The organism is Metallibacterium scheffleri (assembly GCF_002077135.1).
Lineage (GTDB): Bacteria > Pseudomonadota > Gammaproteobacteria > Xanthomonadales > Rhodanobacteraceae > Metallibacterium > Metallibacterium scheffleri.
This window is the reverse complement of sequence record NZ_LDOS01000002.1, coordinates 435108-452589: the sequence shown is the minus strand read 5'-3', so window position 1 is coordinate 452589 and position 17482 is coordinate 435108. Positions and strand designations below refer to the sequence as shown.

The 17482-nt window shown below is 66.2% G+C and carries 16 protein-coding genes; 9 read left to right on the top strand and 7 right to left on the bottom strand.

What is annotated here, in order from left to right:
* Positions 1 to 11: 11 nt before the first annotated feature.
* Positions 12 to 2159 carry a M3 family metallopeptidase gene (locus Mschef_RS07190; protein ID WP_176212422.1) on the bottom strand — a complete coding sequence of 716 codons (2148 nt, stop codon included), beginning with the start codon at positions 2157 to 2159 and terminating at the stop codon, positions 12 to 14.
* Between the two features lie 213 nt (positions 2160 to 2372).
* On the opposite strand from Mschef_RS07190, the gene Mschef_RS07185 reads away from it, so the two are divergent.
* The gene (locus Mschef_RS07185; RefSeq protein ID WP_197686754.1) at positions 2373 to 3704 is read left to right on the top strand and encodes an ammonium transporter; all 1332 of its coding nucleotides are present in this window, start codon (positions 2373 to 2375) and stop codon (positions 3702 to 3704) included.
* Between the two features lie 370 nt (positions 3705 to 4074).
* The gene (locus Mschef_RS07180; protein ID WP_081127153.1) at positions 4075 to 4635 is read left to right on the top strand and encodes a TMEM165/GDT1 family protein; all 561 of its coding nucleotides are present in this window, start codon (positions 4075 to 4077) and stop codon (positions 4633 to 4635) included.
* A gap of 4 nt (positions 4636 to 4639) precedes the next feature.
* Here Mschef_RS07180 and Mschef_RS07175 read toward each other — a convergent pair whose 3' ends face one another.
* Genes Mschef_RS07175 through ribH form a run of 4 tightly spaced genes read right to left on the bottom strand, consistent with a single transcriptional unit; the run spans position 4640 to position 7073 of the window.
* Positions 4640 to 5140 (bottom strand): phosphatidylglycerophosphatase A family protein, encoded by a 501-nt coding sequence (locus Mschef_RS07175; RefSeq protein WP_081127152.1) that lies wholly within the window; start codon positions 5138 to 5140, stop codon positions 4640 to 4642.
* A gap of 10 nt (positions 5141 to 5150) precedes the next feature.
* On the bottom strand, positions 5151 to 6116 hold the full coding sequence (gene thiL / locus Mschef_RS07170; RefSeq protein WP_081127151.1) for a thiamine-phosphate kinase: 966 nt from the start codon (positions 6114 to 6116) through the stop codon (positions 5151 to 5153).
* A gap of 10 nt (positions 6117 to 6126) precedes the next feature.
* On the bottom strand, positions 6127 to 6609 hold the full coding sequence (gene nusB / locus Mschef_RS07165) for a transcription antitermination factor NusB (protein ID WP_081127150.1): 483 nt from the start codon (positions 6607 to 6609) through the stop codon (positions 6127 to 6129).
* Complete coding sequence (ribH, locus tag Mschef_RS07160) at positions 6606 to 7073, bottom strand: 6,7-dimethyl-8-ribityllumazine synthase (RefSeq protein ID WP_081129893.1); 468 nt, start codon at positions 7071 to 7073, stop codon at positions 6606 to 6608. The genes nusB and ribH overlap by 4 nt, the downstream gene beginning before the upstream one ends.
* 131 nt (positions 7074 to 7204) lie before the next feature.
* Here ribH and Mschef_RS07155 point away from each other — a divergent pair, with 131 nt between their 5' ends.
* From Mschef_RS07155 to Mschef_RS07125, 7 genes are all read left to right on the top strand, one after another.
* Entirely contained in the window at positions 7205 to 8218 is a 1014-nt protein-coding gene (locus Mschef_RS07155) for an aminoglycoside phosphotransferase family protein (RefSeq protein ID WP_081127149.1), read from the top strand.
* Positions 8215 to 8922, top strand: a complete 708-nt coding sequence (gene murU, locus Mschef_RS07150; RefSeq protein ID WP_081127148.1) for an N-acetylmuramate alpha-1-phosphate uridylyltransferase MurU — start codon at positions 8215 to 8217, stop codon at positions 8920 to 8922. Before Mschef_RS07155 ends, murU begins: the two co-directional genes overlap by 4 nt.
* A gap of 134 nt (positions 8923 to 9056) precedes the next feature.
* Positions 9057 to 9716, top strand: coding sequence for a DNA methyltransferase (locus Mschef_RS07145; protein ID WP_081127147.1), 660 nt, complete (start codon positions 9057 to 9059; stop codon positions 9714 to 9716).
* Positions 9713 to 10864 carry an ImmA/IrrE family metallo-endopeptidase gene (locus Mschef_RS07140; protein ID WP_081127146.1) on the top strand — a complete coding sequence of 384 codons (1152 nt, stop codon included), beginning with the start codon at positions 9713 to 9715 and terminating at the stop codon, positions 10862 to 10864. Before Mschef_RS07145 ends, Mschef_RS07140 begins: the two co-directional genes overlap by 4 nt.
* Positions 10861 to 11355 carry a DUF4411 family protein gene (locus Mschef_RS07135; RefSeq protein WP_081127145.1) on the top strand — a complete coding sequence of 165 codons (495 nt, stop codon included), beginning with the start codon at positions 10861 to 10863 and terminating at the stop codon, positions 11353 to 11355. Before Mschef_RS07140 ends, Mschef_RS07135 begins: the two co-directional genes overlap by 4 nt.
* Positions 11352 to 12971, top strand: a complete 1620-nt coding sequence (locus tag Mschef_RS07130) for an Eco57I restriction-modification methylase domain-containing protein (RefSeq protein WP_081127144.1) — start codon at positions 11352 to 11354, stop codon at positions 12969 to 12971. Before Mschef_RS07135 ends, Mschef_RS07130 begins: the two co-directional genes overlap by 4 nt.
* Positions 12964 to 15501, top strand: a complete 2538-nt coding sequence (locus Mschef_RS07125; RefSeq protein WP_081127143.1) for a DEAD/DEAH box helicase family protein — start codon at positions 12964 to 12966, stop codon at positions 15499 to 15501. Before Mschef_RS07130 ends, Mschef_RS07125 begins: the two co-directional genes overlap by 8 nt.
* A 157-nt stretch (positions 15502 to 15658) precedes the next feature.
* On the opposite strand, the gene ychF is transcribed toward Mschef_RS07125, so the two are convergent.
* Both ychF and pth read right to left on the bottom strand, forming a co-directional pair.
* Positions 15659 to 16750, bottom strand: a complete 1092-nt coding sequence (gene ychF, locus Mschef_RS07120) for a redox-regulated ATPase YchF (protein WP_081127142.1) — start codon at positions 16748 to 16750, stop codon at positions 15659 to 15661.
* Between the two features lie 128 nt (positions 16751 to 16878).
* Positions 16879 to 17472 (bottom strand): aminoacyl-tRNA hydrolase, encoded by a 594-nt coding sequence (pth, locus tag Mschef_RS07115; RefSeq protein WP_081127141.1) that lies wholly within the window; start codon positions 17470 to 17472, stop codon positions 16879 to 16881.
* Positions 17473 to 17482 lie beyond the last annotated feature (10 nt).

Here is a 17482-nt window from a genome sequence, read left to right as displayed (position 1 = left end):
GCGACGCTGGCTCAGGTATCGCCGACGCCGGCCAGACCGCGGCGTTCCAGCAACGGCCTGATGTCGGGCTCGGCGCCATAGAAGTCGCGGAACAAGGTCATCGCATCGACGCTGCCGCCTTTCGAGAGCAGCTTGCCGCGGAAGGCATCGCCGTTCTCGCGCTTCAATCCACCGTGGCGCTTGAACCAGGCCTCGCTGTCGGCATCCAGCACTTCGGACCAGATGTAGCTGTAGTAGCCGGCCGCGTAGCCGCCACCGAAAATATGCGCGAAATAGGTGCTGCGGTAACGCGGCGGCACCGGCGCGAACGCCACGCCGGCCTTGTCCAGCGCCGCGCGCTCGAAGGCCTCGGCCTGTGCCGCCTGCGGTACCTGCGCCGGGCCGATCTGGTGCCAGGCCTGATCCAGCAGCGCTGCGGCCAGATACTCGGTGGTGGCCTGGCCCTGGTTGAACTTCTGCGCGGCCAGCACCTTGGCGACCAGTTCCTGCGGCATCGGCGCGCCGCTCTGGTAGTGGCGCGCGTAGTGCGTGAGCACCTCGGGCCAGGTGGCCCACATCTCATTGACCTGCGAGGGATATTCGACGAAATCGCGCGGCACATTGGTGCCGGAGAACAGCGGATAGGTCACGTTGGAGAACAGGCCGTGCAGCGCGTGGCCAAACTCGTGGAACGCGGTGGTTACCTCGTCGAAGGTCAACAGGGTCGGCTGGCCCGCCGACGGCTTGGGCACGTTGAGGTTGTTCACCACGACCGGCAGCGTGCCGAGCAGGTGCGACTGGTCGACGTAGTTGTTCATCCATGCGCCGCCGCGCTTGCTCGGGCGCGCATAGTAGTCGGCCAGGAACAGGCCAAGCCGGCTGCCGTCGCTGTTGAACACCTCGTAGACCTGCACGTCGGGGTGATACACGGGCAGATCGGTGCGGCGCTTGAAGGTGATGCCGTACAGGCGCGTGGCGGCGTAGAACACGCCGTCCTCGAGCACGCGCCGCATCTCGAAGTACGGCTTCATCTGGCCTTCGTCGAAGGCGTAGCGCTGCTTGCGCACCTGTTCGGCGTAGTGCGCCCAGTCGGCGGCGCCGAGCTGGAAGCCGCCGCCCTGGGCGTCGATGGCCTGCTGCAGCGCCACGGCTTCGCGGCGCGCGTTGGCTACCGCCGCTGGCGCCAGCCTGCCAAGCATGGCGTTGACCGCGGTCGGGTTTTTGGCGGTGGAATCCTCCAGCGCATAGGTGGCGTGGTCGGGATAACCCAGCAGTTGCGCGCGCTCGGCACGCAGGCGCGCGATTCCGGTGATCAGCGCGCGTTCGTCGGTGTCGCCATCCTGCCATCCGCGCTGCATCGAGGCCGCCAGCAGGCGCTCGCGCACGGCGCGGCTGTTGAGGTCGGTCAGTGCCGGTTGGCCGCTGGTGTTCTGCAGCGCGATCAGATACTGGCCGGCGAGCCCGCGCGCCTTGGCCGCCTCGGCTGCGGCGGCGATGGCGTCGGGCGCGAGGCCATCCAGTTCACGCACGTCCGTGATGATCAGCGCGCCGTGATTATTGGCTGCGAGCAGACGCTGTTCGTACGCCGTCTGCGCCGCGGCGATACGCGCATTGAGCGCGCGCAGTTGATCTTTCTGCGCGGGCGCCAGGCGCGCGCCGGCGCGCACGAAGTTAGTGTGATAACGCTCGATCAGACGCACCTGCTCGGGATTCAGATCCAGCGCGGCACGCTGCCGGTACAGCGCATCGACGCGCGCGAACAGCTGCGGATCGAGCAGGATGGCATCGCGATGCGCGGCCAGCTGCGGCGCCAGCTGCGCCTCGAACTTCTGGATCTGCGGATTGGTGTCGCTGGCAGACAGGTTGAAAAACACCAGGCTCACGCGGTCGAGCAGACGCCCGGAACGCTCCATCGCCAGCAGCGTGTTGGCGAAGTCCGGCGCGGCGGGATTTTCCGCGATCGCGCGCATTTCGGCGCGCTGCTGCGTCATGCCGGCGGCGAAAGCCGGGCCGTAATCGCGATTGCGGATGCGATCGAACGGCGGCAGTTGATAGGGCAGCGTGCTGGGCCTGGCGAACGGATTGCTGGCCGCCAGGCTATCGCTCGATTCGGTGGCCTGGGCACCGCCCGCCAGCATCAGCAGGCTGCCGAGCACCCCGAGTGACATGCGTTTGAACATGCGCGGATCTCCTGTGAAAGACCCGCACAGGCTAACCAATCGCGACGACGCGGCCATGGGCTGAAAGGCATGGGCTGAAAGGCATGGAACGCTGCGCCGCGGGATGACCGCCGCCTCGTGCCAGTCAGCGTGCCATCAGAACACCGGCAAGCCGCTGGTGGCAAGTACGATGCATGCGCCATGCTGCAGCGCACCGTAACCCGGAATGCCGCCATGCCCCTTGTTCCACGCCGCCCTCGTCTGACCCTGGTCGCGGCGCTCGCCGCGGCCGTACCCGCCATCGCCCAGGCCGCGCCGGCGACGCTCAGCCATGGCGACACGGCGTGGATGCTCACCGCGACGGCGCTGGTGCTGCTGATGACCGTGCCGGGCCTGGCCCTGTTCTACGGCGGCATGGTGCGCAGCAAGAACGTGCTGTCGGTGCTGGCGCAATGCATGGCCATCACCGCATTGATCAGCGTGCTGTGGGTGCTGTACGGCTACAGCCTGGCCTTTGACAGCGCGGGCATGGTGGCCGGGCATGTGGACCTGCACGCCTTCATCGGCGGACTGGGCAAGGCCGGCATGCTCGGCATCCCGCGCAACGCGCTGGTCGGCACGGTTCCGGAGACCGTGTACGCGACCTTCCAGATGACCTTCGCCATCATCACCCCGGCGCTGATCGTCGGCGCCTTCGCCGAACGCATGCGCTTCGCGGCGCTGCTGCTGTTCACCGCGCTGTGGTTCACCGTGGTGTACCTGCCGATCGCGCACATGGTGTGGGGCGGACCCGGCGCATTCCTGGCCGATCACGGCGTGCTGGATTTCGCCGGCGGCACCGTGGTGCACATCAATGCCGGCATCGCCGGGCTGGTCGCCTGCCTGATGATCGGCCCGCGCCGCGGCTGGCCGCACACCCCGATGCCGCCGCACAACCTCACTTACACCGTCGTCGGCGCGGCGCTGCTGTGGGTGGGCTGGTTCGGCTTCAACGCAGGTTCCGAGGTGGCCGCCGACGGCATCGCCGGTATGGCCATGCTGGTCACGCAGGTGGCCGCCGCCGCCGCCGCGCTGACCTGGATGGGCACCGAGTGGGCGTTGCACGGCAAGCCCTCGGTACTGGGGATCGTCTCGGGCGCGGTGGCCGGACTGGTGGCGATCACCCCGGCCTCGGGCACGGCCGGGCCGCTGGGCGGGATCGCCATCGGCGCGGTCGCTGGCGTGGTGTGCTTTTTCGCGGCTTCGCGCCTGAAGCGCCGCTTCGGCTATGACGATGCGCTGGATGTGTTCGGCGTGCACGGCATCGGCGGCATCGTCGGTGCGCTGCTGACCGGCGTGTTCGTCGATGCCAGCCTCGGCGGCAGCGGCCTCGCGCCCGGCGTGAGCATGCTCGCTCAGATCGGGCACCAGGCACTGGGCGTGGGCGTGGTGCTGGTCTACGGCGGGCTGATGAGCGCGGCGCTACTGTGGCTCACCGGCCGCATCGTGCCGCTGCGCGTGGGCAGCGAAGCGGAAACCGAAGGCCTGGACATCGCCCTGCACGACGAGCGTGGCTACAACCTGTAGCCCGCGCCCGGGCCGGCGCGCGCAGCGGCACTGCCAGCAGCCGGTTGGGCTGCGAATCCGGCTGTGCGGTCCCTCGCCGCCGCCTCTTGGTCCATGTAACCAGCATGCGCCGGCGCAGCGTCGAAAATCGGTCCGCGCACAGCCGAGTGCTCGCCTCGACCAGCAAAGCCCGACAGGCTGCTAGACTGCGCGCCCTCCCACGGGGAGTAGCCGAGCGCACAGCGCGGCGCGCGTCAACACACTTGGTCAAAAGCCATGGCGCGCGCGACGGGTTCCGCCAGGAATTCGCCCGGCAAGACCGCGGGCACGCGGGGCCGCCCGGCCGGGCCGGCCGCGCGTGCCTTGTCGCGTCGCCCGGCTGGAGTCCCTCATGCACACCCTCTGGATCGCCTTTGCCGGCGTCGCGCTGGCCGAACTCGGCGACAAGACGCAACTGCTGTCGCTGGTGCTGGCTGCGCGCTACCGCAAGCCGCTGCCCATCGTACTGGGCATCCTCGTCGCGACCCTGTTCAACCATGCCCTTGCGGCGCTGGCTGGCGCCTGGCTGGGCACGCTGCTGACACCCGACATGCAGCGCTGGCTGGTAGGCCTGTCGCTACTGGCCGTGGCGGCGTGGATGCTGAAACCCGATCGCATCGATGCCGACGCGGCCGCCGCGCCGATGCGCGCGCGCGGCGTGTTCGCAGCCACCACGATCGCGTTTTTCCTCGCCGAGATGGGCGACAAGACGCAGGTCGCCACGCTGATCCTGGGCGCCGATTTTCATCCCTACTGGCAGGTCGTGGCCGGCAGCACACTGGGCATGCTGGCGGTCAACGTGCCCACGGTGTGGCTGGGCGCACGTTACGCGCAGCGCATCCCGCTCAGGCTCACGCGCATGCTGGCGACAATCCTGTTCGCCGCGCTGGGGCTGTGGGTGCTGCTGCGTTGATGCGCTATGCCAACGTGAGCACGTAGACCACCAGCGCCAACACTCCTGCAGCCATCAGGCCGGCGAGTACGTCGTCGGCCATCACGCCGAGGCCACCGTCGAGGCTGCGGTCGGCCCAGCGCACCGGCCACGGTTTCCACACGTCGAACAGGCGGAACAAAGCGAAGCCCAGCGCCACGCCCCACCACGGTCCGGCCAGCACCGGCAGCAGCGCCAACCATTGCCCGACGAACTCGTCCCAGACGAAGGCGCCCGGATCGTGCAGACCGACGCGGCGCGCGGCGCGCCCGCAGGCCCACACGCCCAGCGCGAATGCCAGCAGCAGCACGGCCAGATAAGCCGGCCACGGCAGCAACCGCAGCGCCAGCCATGGCAGCAGCGCGGCCAGCGAGCCTGCGGTGCCCGGCGCCCACGGCGACAGCCCGCTGCCGAAACCCAGCGCGATCCAGCCATCGACGTGCGCGAGCAGCGCGCGCCGCTGCGCGGGCGCGGTCACGCCACTCATGCGCCGCTGCTCATGCGAAGTGCTCGTAGCCACGCCGCACCGGCGCGTAGTCGCGGCCTTGCGCATCGCGCACGCGCACGCCGGGCGTGGCCACGATGCGACCGATCACGCGCGCCGCGACCCCTGCTGCCTGCACGCGCGCCAGCGCGGGATCGACCTGCGCGGGCGCGACGCAGAAACACAGTTCGTAGTCATCGCCACCGCCCAGCGCCCACGCCTGCGCCTGCGCGATGGGTACGCTGGCGCGCAGCGCAGGTGACAGCGGCAGCGCATCGAGTTCGACTTCGGCGCCCACGCCGCTGGCCGCGCAGAGATGGCCAAGGTCGGCCAGCAGGCCATCGGAGAGGTCGATGCAGGCCGTGGCCAGCCCGCGCAGCGCCAGCCCCGCAGCCACGCGCGGCGCGGGATAGTCCAGGCGCTGGCGCAACCAGGCCGCATGCGCATCCACGCCGCCCTGCGATGCGCGCTGCGCGATTTCCAGCCCTGCCGCGGCATCGCCCAGTGTGCCGGTGACCAGCACCACATCGCCGACCTGCGCGCCGCTGCGCAACAACGCCGCGCCCGCTGCGATCTGACCCAGCGCGGTGACGGTGAGGCTCAGCGGTCCGCGCGTGGTGTCGCCACCGACCAGCGCCACGCCGTGCTGCGCGGCCAGCCGCGCCAAGCCGTCGGCGAGCGCCTCGACGAAGGCCGCATCAGCCTGCGGCAGACTCAGCGCAAGCAGCGCCCAGGCGGGTTCGGCACCCATCGCGGCCAGATCCGACAGGTTCACCGCCAGCGCCTTCCAGCCGATCGCTTGCGGCGCGGTAGCGGCCGGGAAATGCACGCCGGCGTTGAGCGTGTCGGTGCAGGCGACCAGTTGCATGCCGGGCGCGGGTTGCAGCAGTGCGGCGTCGTCACCGATGCCCAGCCGCACGTCGTCGCGCGCGTGGCGCGTGCGGGCGCGAAGGGCTGCGATCAGATCGAACTCGGCCATGTCCGCGCATTTACAAGCGCGCGGCGCCGTACTCGGGCGCGCGCCATTGCGCGGCGAGGTGGTCGAGCACGCCGTTGACGTAACTGTGGCCGTGGTCGGCCCCGAAGCGCTTGGTCACCTCGATGGCCTCGTTGAGTACCACGCGGTAGGGCACGTCGACGCGGTAGCGCAACTCGTAGGCGGCCAGGCGCAGCACGCCGCGCTCGATCGGATCGACCTGCGCGACCGTGCGATCCAGAAACGGCAGCAGCCCGGCGTCGAGCTCATCGACATGCTGCGCGACGCCGCGCAGCAAGTTCTCGAAATACTCTAGGTCAGCCACTTCCATGTCCTGTTCGTGGCGGAATTGCTCGATCACGCCCTCGATGGGCGTGCCCGACACCTGCCACGCGTACAGTGCCTGCAGCGCCCGGCGCCGCGCGCGGCCACGCGCGGCGAGGTCCACGCCATGCACCACGCCGGTCCTGCCGCGCGGGCCGCGTGCGCCGCTCATGCGCCCAGCTTGGCGTAGAGGTCGATCAACTCGATCGCGGCCAGCGCGGCATCGGCGCCCTTGTTGCCGGCCTTGGTGCCGGCGCGTTCGATGGCCTGCTCGATGCTCTCGGTGGTGAGCACGCCAAACACCACCGGCACCGTGCCCGCCTGTGCGGCCTGCGCCACGCCGTTCGCGGCGGCGCCGGCGACGTACTCGAAATGCGTGGTGGCGCCGCGGATCACGCAGCCCAGCGCGATCACCGCCGCATGCTTGCGTCCCGCGACCAGCCGCGCGGCCACCGGCCCCAGCTCGAACGCACCGGGGACGCGCACCAGGTCGATGGCGTCGTCGCTGACGCCGTGGCGCAGCAGCATGTCGCGCGCGCCCGCGACCAGCGCATCGACGATATGCCCGTTGAAACGCGAAGCAACCAGCGCGATGCGCCCACGCGGCGTGGTGAACGTGCCTTCGATCACATGCATGGCGGAATCCTCGGAAAAGCGCGCCAGTGTAAGGGCTGGCGCACCGTGCGCCAAAACCGCCGTCGCGGCGGCGTACGCGCCACCTGCGGCAAGTCAGCCGCTATGCTTGGATTTTCCGCATTCGATGCACGATGGATACACTCGACGATCGCGCCGCCGCGCGCCTGCGCTGGACGCGCGACATGCTGCACGAACCCTTGCTGCGCCTCGCGCCGGCCTCCGGCGATGCCAGCTTTCGCAGTTACTGGCGCGGTACGCGCGGCGATGGCCACAGCGTGATCGTGATGGACGCCCCGCCCGCGCACGAGGACATCCGCCCCTGGCTGGATATCGCCGCACGCCTGCGCGCCGCCGGTCTGGTCGCGCCCGGGGTCTATGCCAGCGACGCCACCCTGGGTTTCATCGCCATGCAGGACCTGGGCAGCGCGACCCTCCTGCCGCTGCTCGATGCGCACACGGTGGATGCGCTCTACGCCACCGCGCTGGACGCGCTGCTCACCATGCAGCGCGATGTGGATTGCGCCGACCTGCCGCCCTACGACGCCACGCGCCTGATCGCCGAGATGGAGCTGCTGCCGACGTGGTTTCTCGAGCGCCACCTCGGCATGCAACTGGCCTGCGGCGACTGGGACACGCTGGAGCTGGCGATGCGCCGGCTGTGCAACAGCGCGCTGGCGCAGCCGCGCGTGTTCGTGCACCGCGATTACCACAGTCGCAACCTGCTGGCGCTGCCCGATGGCGGCGTCGGCATCATCGACTTCCAGGACGCCGTGCGTGGGCCGCTCACCTACGACCTGGTTTCCCTGCTCAAGGACTGCTACATCGCCTGGCCCGCCGCGCAGGTGCGCCGCTGGGCGCTGGATTACCGCACGCGCGCCGTCGGCGCCGGGCTGTGGCCGGCCGCGCGCGACGAAGCGGATTTCCTGCGCGCCTTCGACCTGATGGGTCTGCAGCGCCACCTCAAGGTACTGGGCATCTTCTGCCGCCTGTACTACCGCGATGGCAAGGCGCAATACCTGGCCGACCTGCCGCGCGTGCTGGCCTACACGCTGGAGGCCACGCGCGCCTATGCGGAATTCGCCGCGCTGGGCGATCTGCTCGAACGCGCCGGCGCAGCGCGCGACCTGACCCTGCCGCGCGCATGAGGGCGCTGATCCTCGCGGCCGGTCGCGGCGCGCGCATGCGCCCGCTGAGCGACACGACGCCCAAACCCCTGCTGCCGCTGGCCGGCAAACCGCTGATCGGCTACCACCTCGAACGTCTGGCCGCCGCCGGCGTGCGCTACGTGGTGATCAACACCGCGCGCCTCGGCGAGCAGTTTCCCGAAGCGCTGGGTGACGGCGCACGCTGGGGACTGCGCATCCGCTACAGCTACGAAGGCGAGACGCCGCTGGAAACCGGCGGCGGCATGCTGCGCGCGCTGGCGCTGCTGGGCAGCGCCGACCCCTTCATCGCCGTCAGCGCCGATCTCTACACCGACTACGACTTCGCCACGTTGCCCGCCGAGCCCGCGGGCCTGGCGCACCTGGTGATGGTGGACAACCCGCCGTACCACGCCGACGGCGACTTCGCACTGCGCGACGGCCTGCTGCATGAGGACGGTGCGCCGCGGCTGACCTACGCCAACATCGGCGTGTACCGGCCGCAATTGTTCGAGCACTGGCGCGAAGTGCTGGGCGACGCACCCGGCGCCGAAGCCACGCCGCCGGTATTCAAGCTGGCACCCCTGCTGCGCCACGCCATGCGCAAGGGCCAGATCAGCGGCGAGCATTACACTGGCGACTGGCACAACCTGGGCACGCCGCAGGAACTGGCCGCGCTGGAGACGCAGTTGCGCGGCGCGATCTGAGCGCCGTCGGCTGGCGGCACGACATACTGAGACCTTGTCGGCGCGCCCGATCAAGCACCCTCGAACAGCCTCTGCAACTGTAGACCTCGCGAAGATTCGGCGATGCTCAAAATCAGGGAAACGAGAATCGGGACGTGAAACTCGTAAAATCCAAACAACGTGTCGCTGACCATGGGGAGGTGTTCACCCCTGCGTGGATGGTCGAAGCGATGCTCGACCTCGTCAAAGGCGAAACCGAGCGCATCGACGCACGCTTTCTGGAGCCCGCGTGCGGCAGCGGCAATTTTCTTGTGCGCATCCTCCAGCGCAAGCTCGCGGCGGTCGAACTCAAGTACGGGAAGCCCGACTTTGAAAAGCGGCACTACGCGCTGCTCGCATTGATGTGTATTTACGGCATCGAGCTGCTGCCGGACAACATCGCCGAGTGCCGGGCGAACGTGCTGGAAATCCTGGCCGAGTACCTGAACCTTGATGAATCGGACGACCTGTACAGCGCCGCATCGCAAGTGCTGTCGCAGAATCTCGTCCACGGCGACGCGCTGACAATGCGCACGCAGAGCGGTGAGCCGATCACCTTTGCCGAGTGGGGCTACCTTGGCAAGGGTAAATTCCAGCGGCGCGACTTCCGCTTTGACATCCTCACTGGCATGTCTACCCATACCGAACAGGGCTCCTTGTTCGCCAAACACGAGATTTTCACGCCAATCCAGACATACCCGCCAATGACCGTTGGCGATTTGGCTGCCGAGTTTGTGCAAGTGGCACCTACGCAAATGCCCAAGGAGCAGGCGTGACCACTGTCGCCGCTTCCGTCCCCGTGCTTCGCTGGGCGGCGCAACGCGCGCGCCTGCACGATGGGGATCTTGCGGCGCGCTTTAGCAAGTGGCCCTTGTGGCTCAGCGGCGAGGCCCAGCCCACGCTCAAACAGCTGGAAAACTTCGCGCGCTTCACGCACACGGCCATCGGCTACTTTTTTCTGCCCCAGCCGCCCGCGCTGGCACTGCCGGTGCCGGACTTCCGCACCCTGCGCGACGAAGCGCTCGCCGAACCCAGCACCGACCTGCTCGACACCCTTTACCTGTGCCAGCAGCGGCAGGACTGGTACCACGACCACGCACGCATGCACGGCTTGCCGGCCTTGCCATTCGTCGGCAGCGCCAGCGTGCAGGAAGCGCCCGAGGCGGCGGCGCAACGGCTGCGCGAGACGCTGGGCCTGTCCGCCGAGGCACGTCGCCAGTTGCCCACGTGGACGGATGCACTGCGCCAGTTGATCGCCAAGGCCGAAGATGCTGGAGTGATGGTGATGGTAAGTTCCGTGGTGGGCAGCAACAGCCACCGCAAGCTGGACGTGGGCGAGTTTCGCGGCTTCGCGCTGGCGGACGACCTTGCGCCGCTGGTCTTCTTGAACGGCGCAGACAGCAAGGCCGCGCAGATGTTCACGCTGGCGCATGAGCTGGCGCATGTGTGGCTGGGCGCAACCGGCGTATCCGACACGCAGGCGGGACAAGTGCCCGAGCAGCAAATCGAGCGCTGGTGCAACCAGGTCGCGGCCGAACTGCTGATGCCTATGGATGAGCTGCGAGCAGCGCACCAGCGCAACGCGCCGATACCGGGTGAAATCCAGAGGCTGGCGCGCGAATTCAAGGTCAGCACGCTGGTCGCATTGCGCCGCCTGTTCGACGCGGGCTACCTCACGCAGACCGGGCTGTGGCAGCACTACCGGGAAGAACAGGAACGGTTACGCACCCTGAAGAAGCGCAGCAGCCCTGGCGGCGACTTCTATCGATCCTTGGGGGCACGCACCAGCAAACGTTTTGCCCGCGCCATCGTGTCCAGCACGCTGGAGGGTCTGACCTCGTTCCCAGACGCCTTTCGCATGCTGGGCGTGCGCAAGACCGCCACGTTCTTTGAAGCGGCGCGCGAACTGGGGGTGACGGCATGAGCTATCTGCTGGACGCCAATGTGTTCATGTCGGCGAAGAACCTGCACTACGGACTGGATTTCTGTCCTGCGTTCTGGGATTGGCTGGTGCACAAAGGCAATACGGGCTCGGTGTTCAGCATCGACAAGGTGGCCGATGAAATCGAAGCCGGTCAGGACGAGTTGTCGGACTGGGCCAAAGACTCCGGCCAAATGCTGTTTCGGCGCACACCGCCGACACTGGCGCCGCAGTTCACCCTGGTCAGTACATGGACTACTGGGCAGCAGTACACGCCGGCCGCCATCAACACGTTTCTGCAGGCCGCCGACTTCTATCTGCTCGCCCATGCGCGGGCCGGCAATCATGTGGTGGTAACCCACGAGGTTCCTTCCAACTCGCCTGGGCGCATCAAGATTCCGAATGCCTGCGTGGGCCTTGGCGTGAGGTTCATGACGCCCTACCAGATGCTGCGCATCGAACAAGCGCGGTTTGTGCTGGGGGCACAGCCATGACCGAACAAGTCAGCTTCACCCTGCGCGGGCGCAACCCCGACGTGCTCACCTGCATCGCCAACCTCTCCAACGACGAAGTCTTTACCCCGCCCGAGTTCGCAAACCGGATGCTGGATACGCTGGCCGAGGCGTGGGCCGCCGGCCACGGCGGCGCGAACCTGTGGGCGGACAAGACGGTGAAGTTTCTCGACCCCTGCACCAAGTCCGGTGTGTTCCTGCGCGAGATAACCAGCCGCCTTACCAAAGGGCTGGAGCGCGAAATCCCAGACCTGTCCAAACGTGTCGATCACATCCTGACCAAGCAGGTGTTCGGTATCGGGATCACCCACCTGACGAGCCTGCTGGCGCGGCGCAGCCTCTACTGCTCGAAGCACGCCACGGGCGAGCACTCCATCGCCAAGGGCTTTGCCAGCAACGATGGCAATATCTGGTTCGAGCGGCTGGAGCACACGTGGGCTAACGGCAGGTGCAGCTACTGCGGGGCAAGCCAGCAAACGCTGGATCGTGGCGAAGGGCTCGAAACCCACGCCTATGCGTTCATCCACACCAGCAACATCAAGACTCGGGTCGCCGAGTTGTTTGGAGGCGATATGCAGTTCGATGTGATTATTGGCAACCCGCCGTATCAGTTGGATGATGGGGGATTTGGCGCGAGTGCCATGCCCATTTACAACAGATTTGTGGAGCAAGCGAAGGCGCTTGAGCCTCGTTTCATGATGATGGTTATTCCATCTCGGTGGCTTTTCGGTGGGCGTGGCCTGGATGAGTTCCGAAAGTCGATGCTCACCGACAGCCGGATCAGAAAACTTGTTGACTACCCCGACAGCCGACAGGTCTTCCCGAGCGTGGATGTTGCGGGTGGCATCTGCTACTTCCTGTGGGACAGGGACAATCCTGGCGATTGTCGCGTTGTCGAGTTCGAGCACGGGATGGAGTCATCCGAGGTCGTGCGCCCGCTTCTTGAAGTCGGCGCGGAGGTCTTCATTCGTAGCAACCGTGCGCTTCCAATTCTGCGAAAAATCATGGCGGTGGAAACTGGCTCGGACTCTCTTTCGATTCCCGAGGAAAAGCGCTTCGACAAGCAGGTCAGTTCGCAAAAACCATTTGGCCTACGGACATTCTTTCGAGGAGCAGGGAAGAAGTCTTCCAAGCACGATGTGCTTGTCATCCAAAGTGGAGGCCGTGCGTGGACGTCTAGGTCCGAAGTGACAGCCAGTGAGTATCTGATTGATAAGTGGAAAGTCTTCACGTCCAAGTCATCTTCGGAGCACGCTGGTCAGGTAGACAAGAACGGGCAGCGGCGTGTGCTCTCAGTGTCAGGTGTCATCCCACCAGGTTCCGTGGTGACAGAGACGTACATACTCCTTGGTGCGTATGACAACGAGAATGATGCACGAAACTGCTTTTCGTATGTTGTTACGAGGCTCTTTCGGTTCCTCATCGCCTTGCGGTCATCTGCACAAGACCTTGCGCGTTCTGCATACCAGTTTGTACCACTTCAGAATTTCTCTGAGCCGTGGACAGATCAGAAGTTGTACGCGAAGTATGGCCTTACGGATGACGAAATTGCCTACATTGAGAGATTGATCCGTCCGATGGGCGATGCCGATGAGTAAAACCATCGAGGAAATCCTCACCCCCAAACCGCAAGCCCAGCCCCGTCTCTACGCCTACTCGATTGCCGACGCGGCGCACAAAGGGCTTCTCAAGGTGGGGCAGACCACGCGCGACGTGAAGCAGCGCGTGGCCGAGCAGCTCAAGACCGCTGCGATCAAGAACTACACCATCGCGCTGGACGAATCCGCCGAGCGCGACGACGGCACCGTGATGACCGACCACGAGCTACGTGCTGCGCTGGTTCGCAAGGGCTTTGCGAACGTCGAGCTGGAATGGATGCGTTGCGCGGTCGCGGACGTGCAAACGGCCCTCACCGAACTCCGCACCGGCCAGCGCTTCAGCGGCACGCACCACGAGACCTTTCCGATGCGCCGCGAGCAGGCGGATGCGGTCGCCAAGACCGTCGAGTACTACCGCTCGATCTGGGCCGAGGACAAGAACGCCGTCCCGCGCTTTCTGTGGAACGCGAAGATGCGCTTCGGTAAGACATTCACCGCCTATCAACTGGCGAAGAAGCTCGACGCCAGGCGCGTGCTGGTGCTGACTTTCAAACCGGCGGTCGAGGACGCGTGGCAGACCGACCTGGAATCGCACGTGGATTTCGACGGCTGGCAATACCTGTCCAAATCGTCCGGCAGCGACCCGACGCAGCTTGATCGCAAGCAGCCGGTGGTCTACTTCGGCTCGTTCCAGGATCTGCTGGGGCGCGATGCGGCGGGCAACATCAAGCCCAAGAACGAATGGCTGCATACGGTGAACTGGGATCTAGTGGTGTTCGACGAATACCACTTCGGCGCTTGGCGCGAGACGGCCAGGGAGTTGTTCGAAGGCGAGGACGACGCCAGGAAAGAGGCCGAGCGCGAATACGCCGCTGGGCTCGTCGACGTTAACGAAGACCTCGCCGTGCTCTCGGAAAAGGAAACCGAGTTTCTGCCGATCACGACGCGCGCGTATCTGTATCTCTCGGGCACGCCGTTCAAGGCGCTGGCGACCGGCGAATTCATCGAAGAGCAGATTTTCAACTGGACTTACACCGACGAGCAGCGCGCGAAAGAAGCGTTCGCGCGCTCGAATCCAGCAGAGCGCAACCCCTACGGTGCGCTACCGCAGATGCGACTCTTGACTTACCAGATGCCGGACGAGCTGGTGGCGGTGGCGAGCGCGGGGGAATTCGACGAGTTCGATCTCAATGAGTTTTTCGCCGCGACGGGCACGGGCATTGCCGCGCAGTTCAAGCACAAGAGCGACGTGCAGAAGTGGCTGGACATCATTCGCGGCGGCTACGCGGCCAAGTCGGTCGAACACCTCAAGACCGGCACGCGGCCACCGTTCCCGTATTCGGATGTGCGATTGCTGCCGTATCTGCAGCACTCGTTCTGGTTTTTGCCGACGGTCGCGGCGTGCCATGCGATGGCGAACCTGCTGGCGGAAAAGCACAACACGTTCTGGCACGACTACACGGTGATCGCCGCTGCAGGCGCGGCCGCAGGCATTGGCCTGGCCGCGCTGCCGCCGGTGCGCCGCGCCATCGGCAGCGGCTTCGAGACCAAGACCATCACGCTGTCGTGCGGCAAGCTCACGACTGGCGTGACGGTCGCGCAGTGGTCATCGATCCTGATGCTGCGCAATCTGAAATCGCCCGAGACCTACTTTCAGGCCGCGTTTCGCGTGCAGTCGCCGTGGTCGATCAGGAACCCCAACGGCGACAACCCGAACGAGGAGGAGATTCTCAAACCCGTGTGTTTCGTGTTCGACTTCGCGCCGACGCGCGCGCTGCGGCAGTTGTCCGAATACGGCATCGGCCTGTCGCCCGACGAGCAGAACCCGGAACACGCGGTGCGCGAACTGGTGTCCTTCCTGCCGGTGCTGGCCTATGACGGCGCGAACATGACGCAGATCGACGCGGGCGGGATAATCGATATCGCGATGGCGGGCACGTCGGCGACGCTCTTGGCGCGCAAGTGGGAGAGCGCACTGCTGGTGAATGTGGACAACGACACGCTGCGCCGGATCATGGACAACGCGAACGCGATGGCCGCCGTCGAGCGCATCGAAGGCTGGCGTAGCCTGGGCGACAACATCATCGAGACCATCATCAACAAGAGTGAGAAGGTCAAGGAACTCAAGAACAAGGCGAAAGACAAGGAGTTGTCGGCAAAGGAGAAAAGGGAACTCACCGCAGAGGAGAGGGAATACAAATCCAAGCGCAAGCTGGTGCAGGAAAAGCTCATCAAGTTCGCGACGCGCATCCCGGCGTTCATGTACCTCACCGATTTTCGCGAGAACACGCTGCGCGATGTCATCACCAAGCTCGAACCCGAGCTTTTTCGGGAGGTGACTGGCCTGACGGTGCAGGACTTCCACCTGCTGGTAGGGCTGCGGGTCTTCAATACCGAGCAGATGAACCAAGCGGTGTTCGCGTTCCGGCGCTACGAAGACGCGTCGCTGCAATACACCGGAATAGAAAGCCACGAGGGGCTGGTGCACATCGGGCTCTACGACACCGTGGTGGCGAGAGTGAGCTGCTGATCGGATCAAGACATACGTGGGGCTCGGCCTTGAGCCGTGCATGCTTTGAGCACGGCTGGATGCTTTGGAGCGACGACTCGCGCACCGTGGCGATCACTCCACCTGGACCGCTCGCGCCGCGACAGTCTTTCGGCTTCACGGTCCCGCCTTTTCGCGCTCACACGTTGAAGCGGAAGTGCAACACGTCGCCTTCCTGCACGATGTAGTCCTTGCCTTCCAGGCGCAGGCGCCCGGCATCGCGCGCACCAGCTTCGCCGCGGTACTTGATGAAATCGGCGAAGCTGATCGTCTCGGCGCGGATGAAACCTTTCTCGAAATCGGTGTGGATCACCGCCGCGGCCTGCGGCGCGGTGGCGCCCTTGCGCACGGTCCACGCGCGCACTTCCTTGACGCCCGCGGTGAAGTAGGTCTGCAGACCCAGCAGCTTGTAACCGGCGCGCACCACGCGGTCGAGGCCGGGCTCGTGCAGGCCCATTTCCTCAAGGAACACCATGCGCTCGGACTCGTCGAGCTGGCCCAGTTCCTCCTCGATCGCGGCGCACACCGGCACCACCTCGGCGCCCTCGGCGGCGGCGCGCGCGCGCACTGCATCGAGGTGCGGGTTGTCGGTGAAACCATCCTCGCGCACGTTGGCGATGTACATCAGCGGCTTCAGCGTGAGCAGGAACAACTCGCGCAAGTGCGCGCGTTCCTCGGCATCGAGACCGGCCGCACGCGCCGGTTTGCCGGCATCCAGCGCGGCGCGCACTTTTTGCAGCGCGGGACGCCTGGCCAGCGCTTCCTTGTCGTTGGCCTTGGCCGCGCGCTCGACGCGGTTGAGCGCCTTCTCCACCGATTCCAGATCGGCCAATGCCAGCTCGGTATCGATGGTGTCGATATCGGAGATCGGATCGATCCTGCCGGCGACGTGGATGATGTCCGGGTGCTCGAAACAGCGCACCACGTGCGCGATGGCGTCGGTCTCGCGGATGTTGGCGAGGAACTTGTTGCCCAGGCCCTCGCCCTTGGACGCGCCCGCCACCAGCCCGGCGATGTCGACAAATTCCACCGCGGTGGGCACGATCTTCTGCGGCTTGACGATCGCGGCCAGCTGCGCCAGACGCGGATCGGGCACCGGCACCACGCCGATGTTGGGATCGATGGTGCAGAACGGGAAATTGGCCGCGGCGATGCCGGCGCGGGTGAGCGCGTTGAACAGCGTGGATTTGCCCACGTTGGGCAAGCCGACGATGCCGCATTGGATACCCATCGATCAAACTCCTGAATGGTGGCGCGCGACCCGGGACCCGGCGAAAAACCGCGGACCATGCCACGCGCGACAAGTTTTTGCTTTCTGCTTTTCTTGCGACGACCCGCCCGCCATGGCCGCGCGCGGATTCAACCCGGGTCCGGGTTTTCCACCGTGTGCAGCCGCTTCATCGCCTCGTTGAACTCGCCCGCGACGACCAGCGGCAACACCTGCAGGCTGCGCGCGATGGCATCGAGGATGGCGTCCTCGTCGGCGCGGTTCGGCCGTCCCAGCACCCACGGCGTCACCGCATCGCGCTGACCGGGGTGACCGATGCCGATGCGCAGACGGTGAAAACGCCCATGTCCAAGCTGACCGATGATGTCACGCAGGCCGTTCTGGCCACCATGGCCGCCATCGAACTTGAGGCGGGCGGTGCCGGGGGCGAGATCGAGATCATCGTGCGCGACCAGGCATTCCTCGGGCGCGATTTTCCAGTAGGCCAGCGCTGCCTGCACCGCACGGCCGCTTTCGTTCATGAAGGTCATCGGCTTGAACAGGCGCACATCCTGCCCGGCCAGCGTGATGCGCGCGGCCTCACCGTGCAGGCGTGCCTCGCGCGTGAAGCGCGCTCCCGTGGACAGCGCCAATGAATCGATGAACCAGAACCCGGCGTTGTGGCGATGACGCAAATATTCGGCCCCGGGGTTGCCGAGGCCGATGACGAGACGCAGTGTGCTCATGCGGGCTGCG

Bases quoted from the DNA above. Each gene is read 5' to 3' on its own strand.
- Mschef_RS07190 (WP_176212422.1), bottom strand. From the start codon at position 2,159: ATGTTCAAACGCATGTCACTCGGGGTGCTCGGCAGCCTGCTGATGCTG.
- Mschef_RS07185 (WP_197686754.1), top strand. From the start codon at position 2,373: ATGCCCCTTGTTCCACGCCGCCCTCGTCTGACCCTGGTCGCGGCGCTC.
- Mschef_RS07180 (WP_081127153.1), top strand. From the start codon at position 4,075: ATGCACACCCTCTGGATCGCCTTTGCCGGCGTCGCGCTGGCCGAACTC.
- Mschef_RS07175 (WP_081127152.1), bottom strand. From the start codon at position 5,140: ATGAGTGGCGTGACCGCGCCCGCGCAGCGGCGCGCGCTGCTCGCGCAC.
- thiL (WP_081127151.1), bottom strand. From the start codon at position 6,116: ATGGCCGAGTTCGATCTGATCGCAGCCCTTCGCGCCCGCACGCGCCAC.
- nusB (WP_081127150.1), bottom strand. From the start codon at position 6,609: ATGAGCGGCGCACGCGGCCCGCGCGGCAGGACCGGCGTGGTGCATGGC.
- ribH (WP_081129893.1), bottom strand. From the start codon at position 7,073: ATGCATGTGATCGAAGGCACGTTCACCACGCCGCGTGGGCGCATCGCG.
- Mschef_RS07155 (WP_081127149.1), top strand. From the start codon at position 7,205: ATGGATACACTCGACGATCGCGCCGCCGCGCGCCTGCGCTGGACGCGC.
- murU (WP_081127148.1), top strand. From the start codon at position 8,215: ATGAGGGCGCTGATCCTCGCGGCCGGTCGCGGCGCGCGCATGCGCCCG.
- Mschef_RS07135 (WP_081127145.1), top strand. From the start codon at position 10,861: ATGAGCTATCTGCTGGACGCCAATGTGTTCATGTCGGCGAAGAACCTG.
- Mschef_RS07130 (WP_081127144.1), top strand. From the start codon at position 11,352: ATGACCGAACAAGTCAGCTTCACCCTGCGCGGGCGCAACCCCGACGTG.
- Mschef_RS07125 (WP_081127143.1), top strand. From the start codon at position 12,964: ATGAGTAAAACCATCGAGGAAATCCTCACCCCCAAACCGCAAGCCCAG.
- ychF (WP_081127142.1), bottom strand. From the start codon at position 16,750: ATGGGTATCCAATGCGGCATCGTCGGCTTGCCCAACGTGGGCAAATCC.
- pth (WP_081127141.1), bottom strand. From the start codon at position 17,472: ATGAGCACACTGCGTCTCGTCATCGGCCTCGGCAACCCCGGGGCCGAA.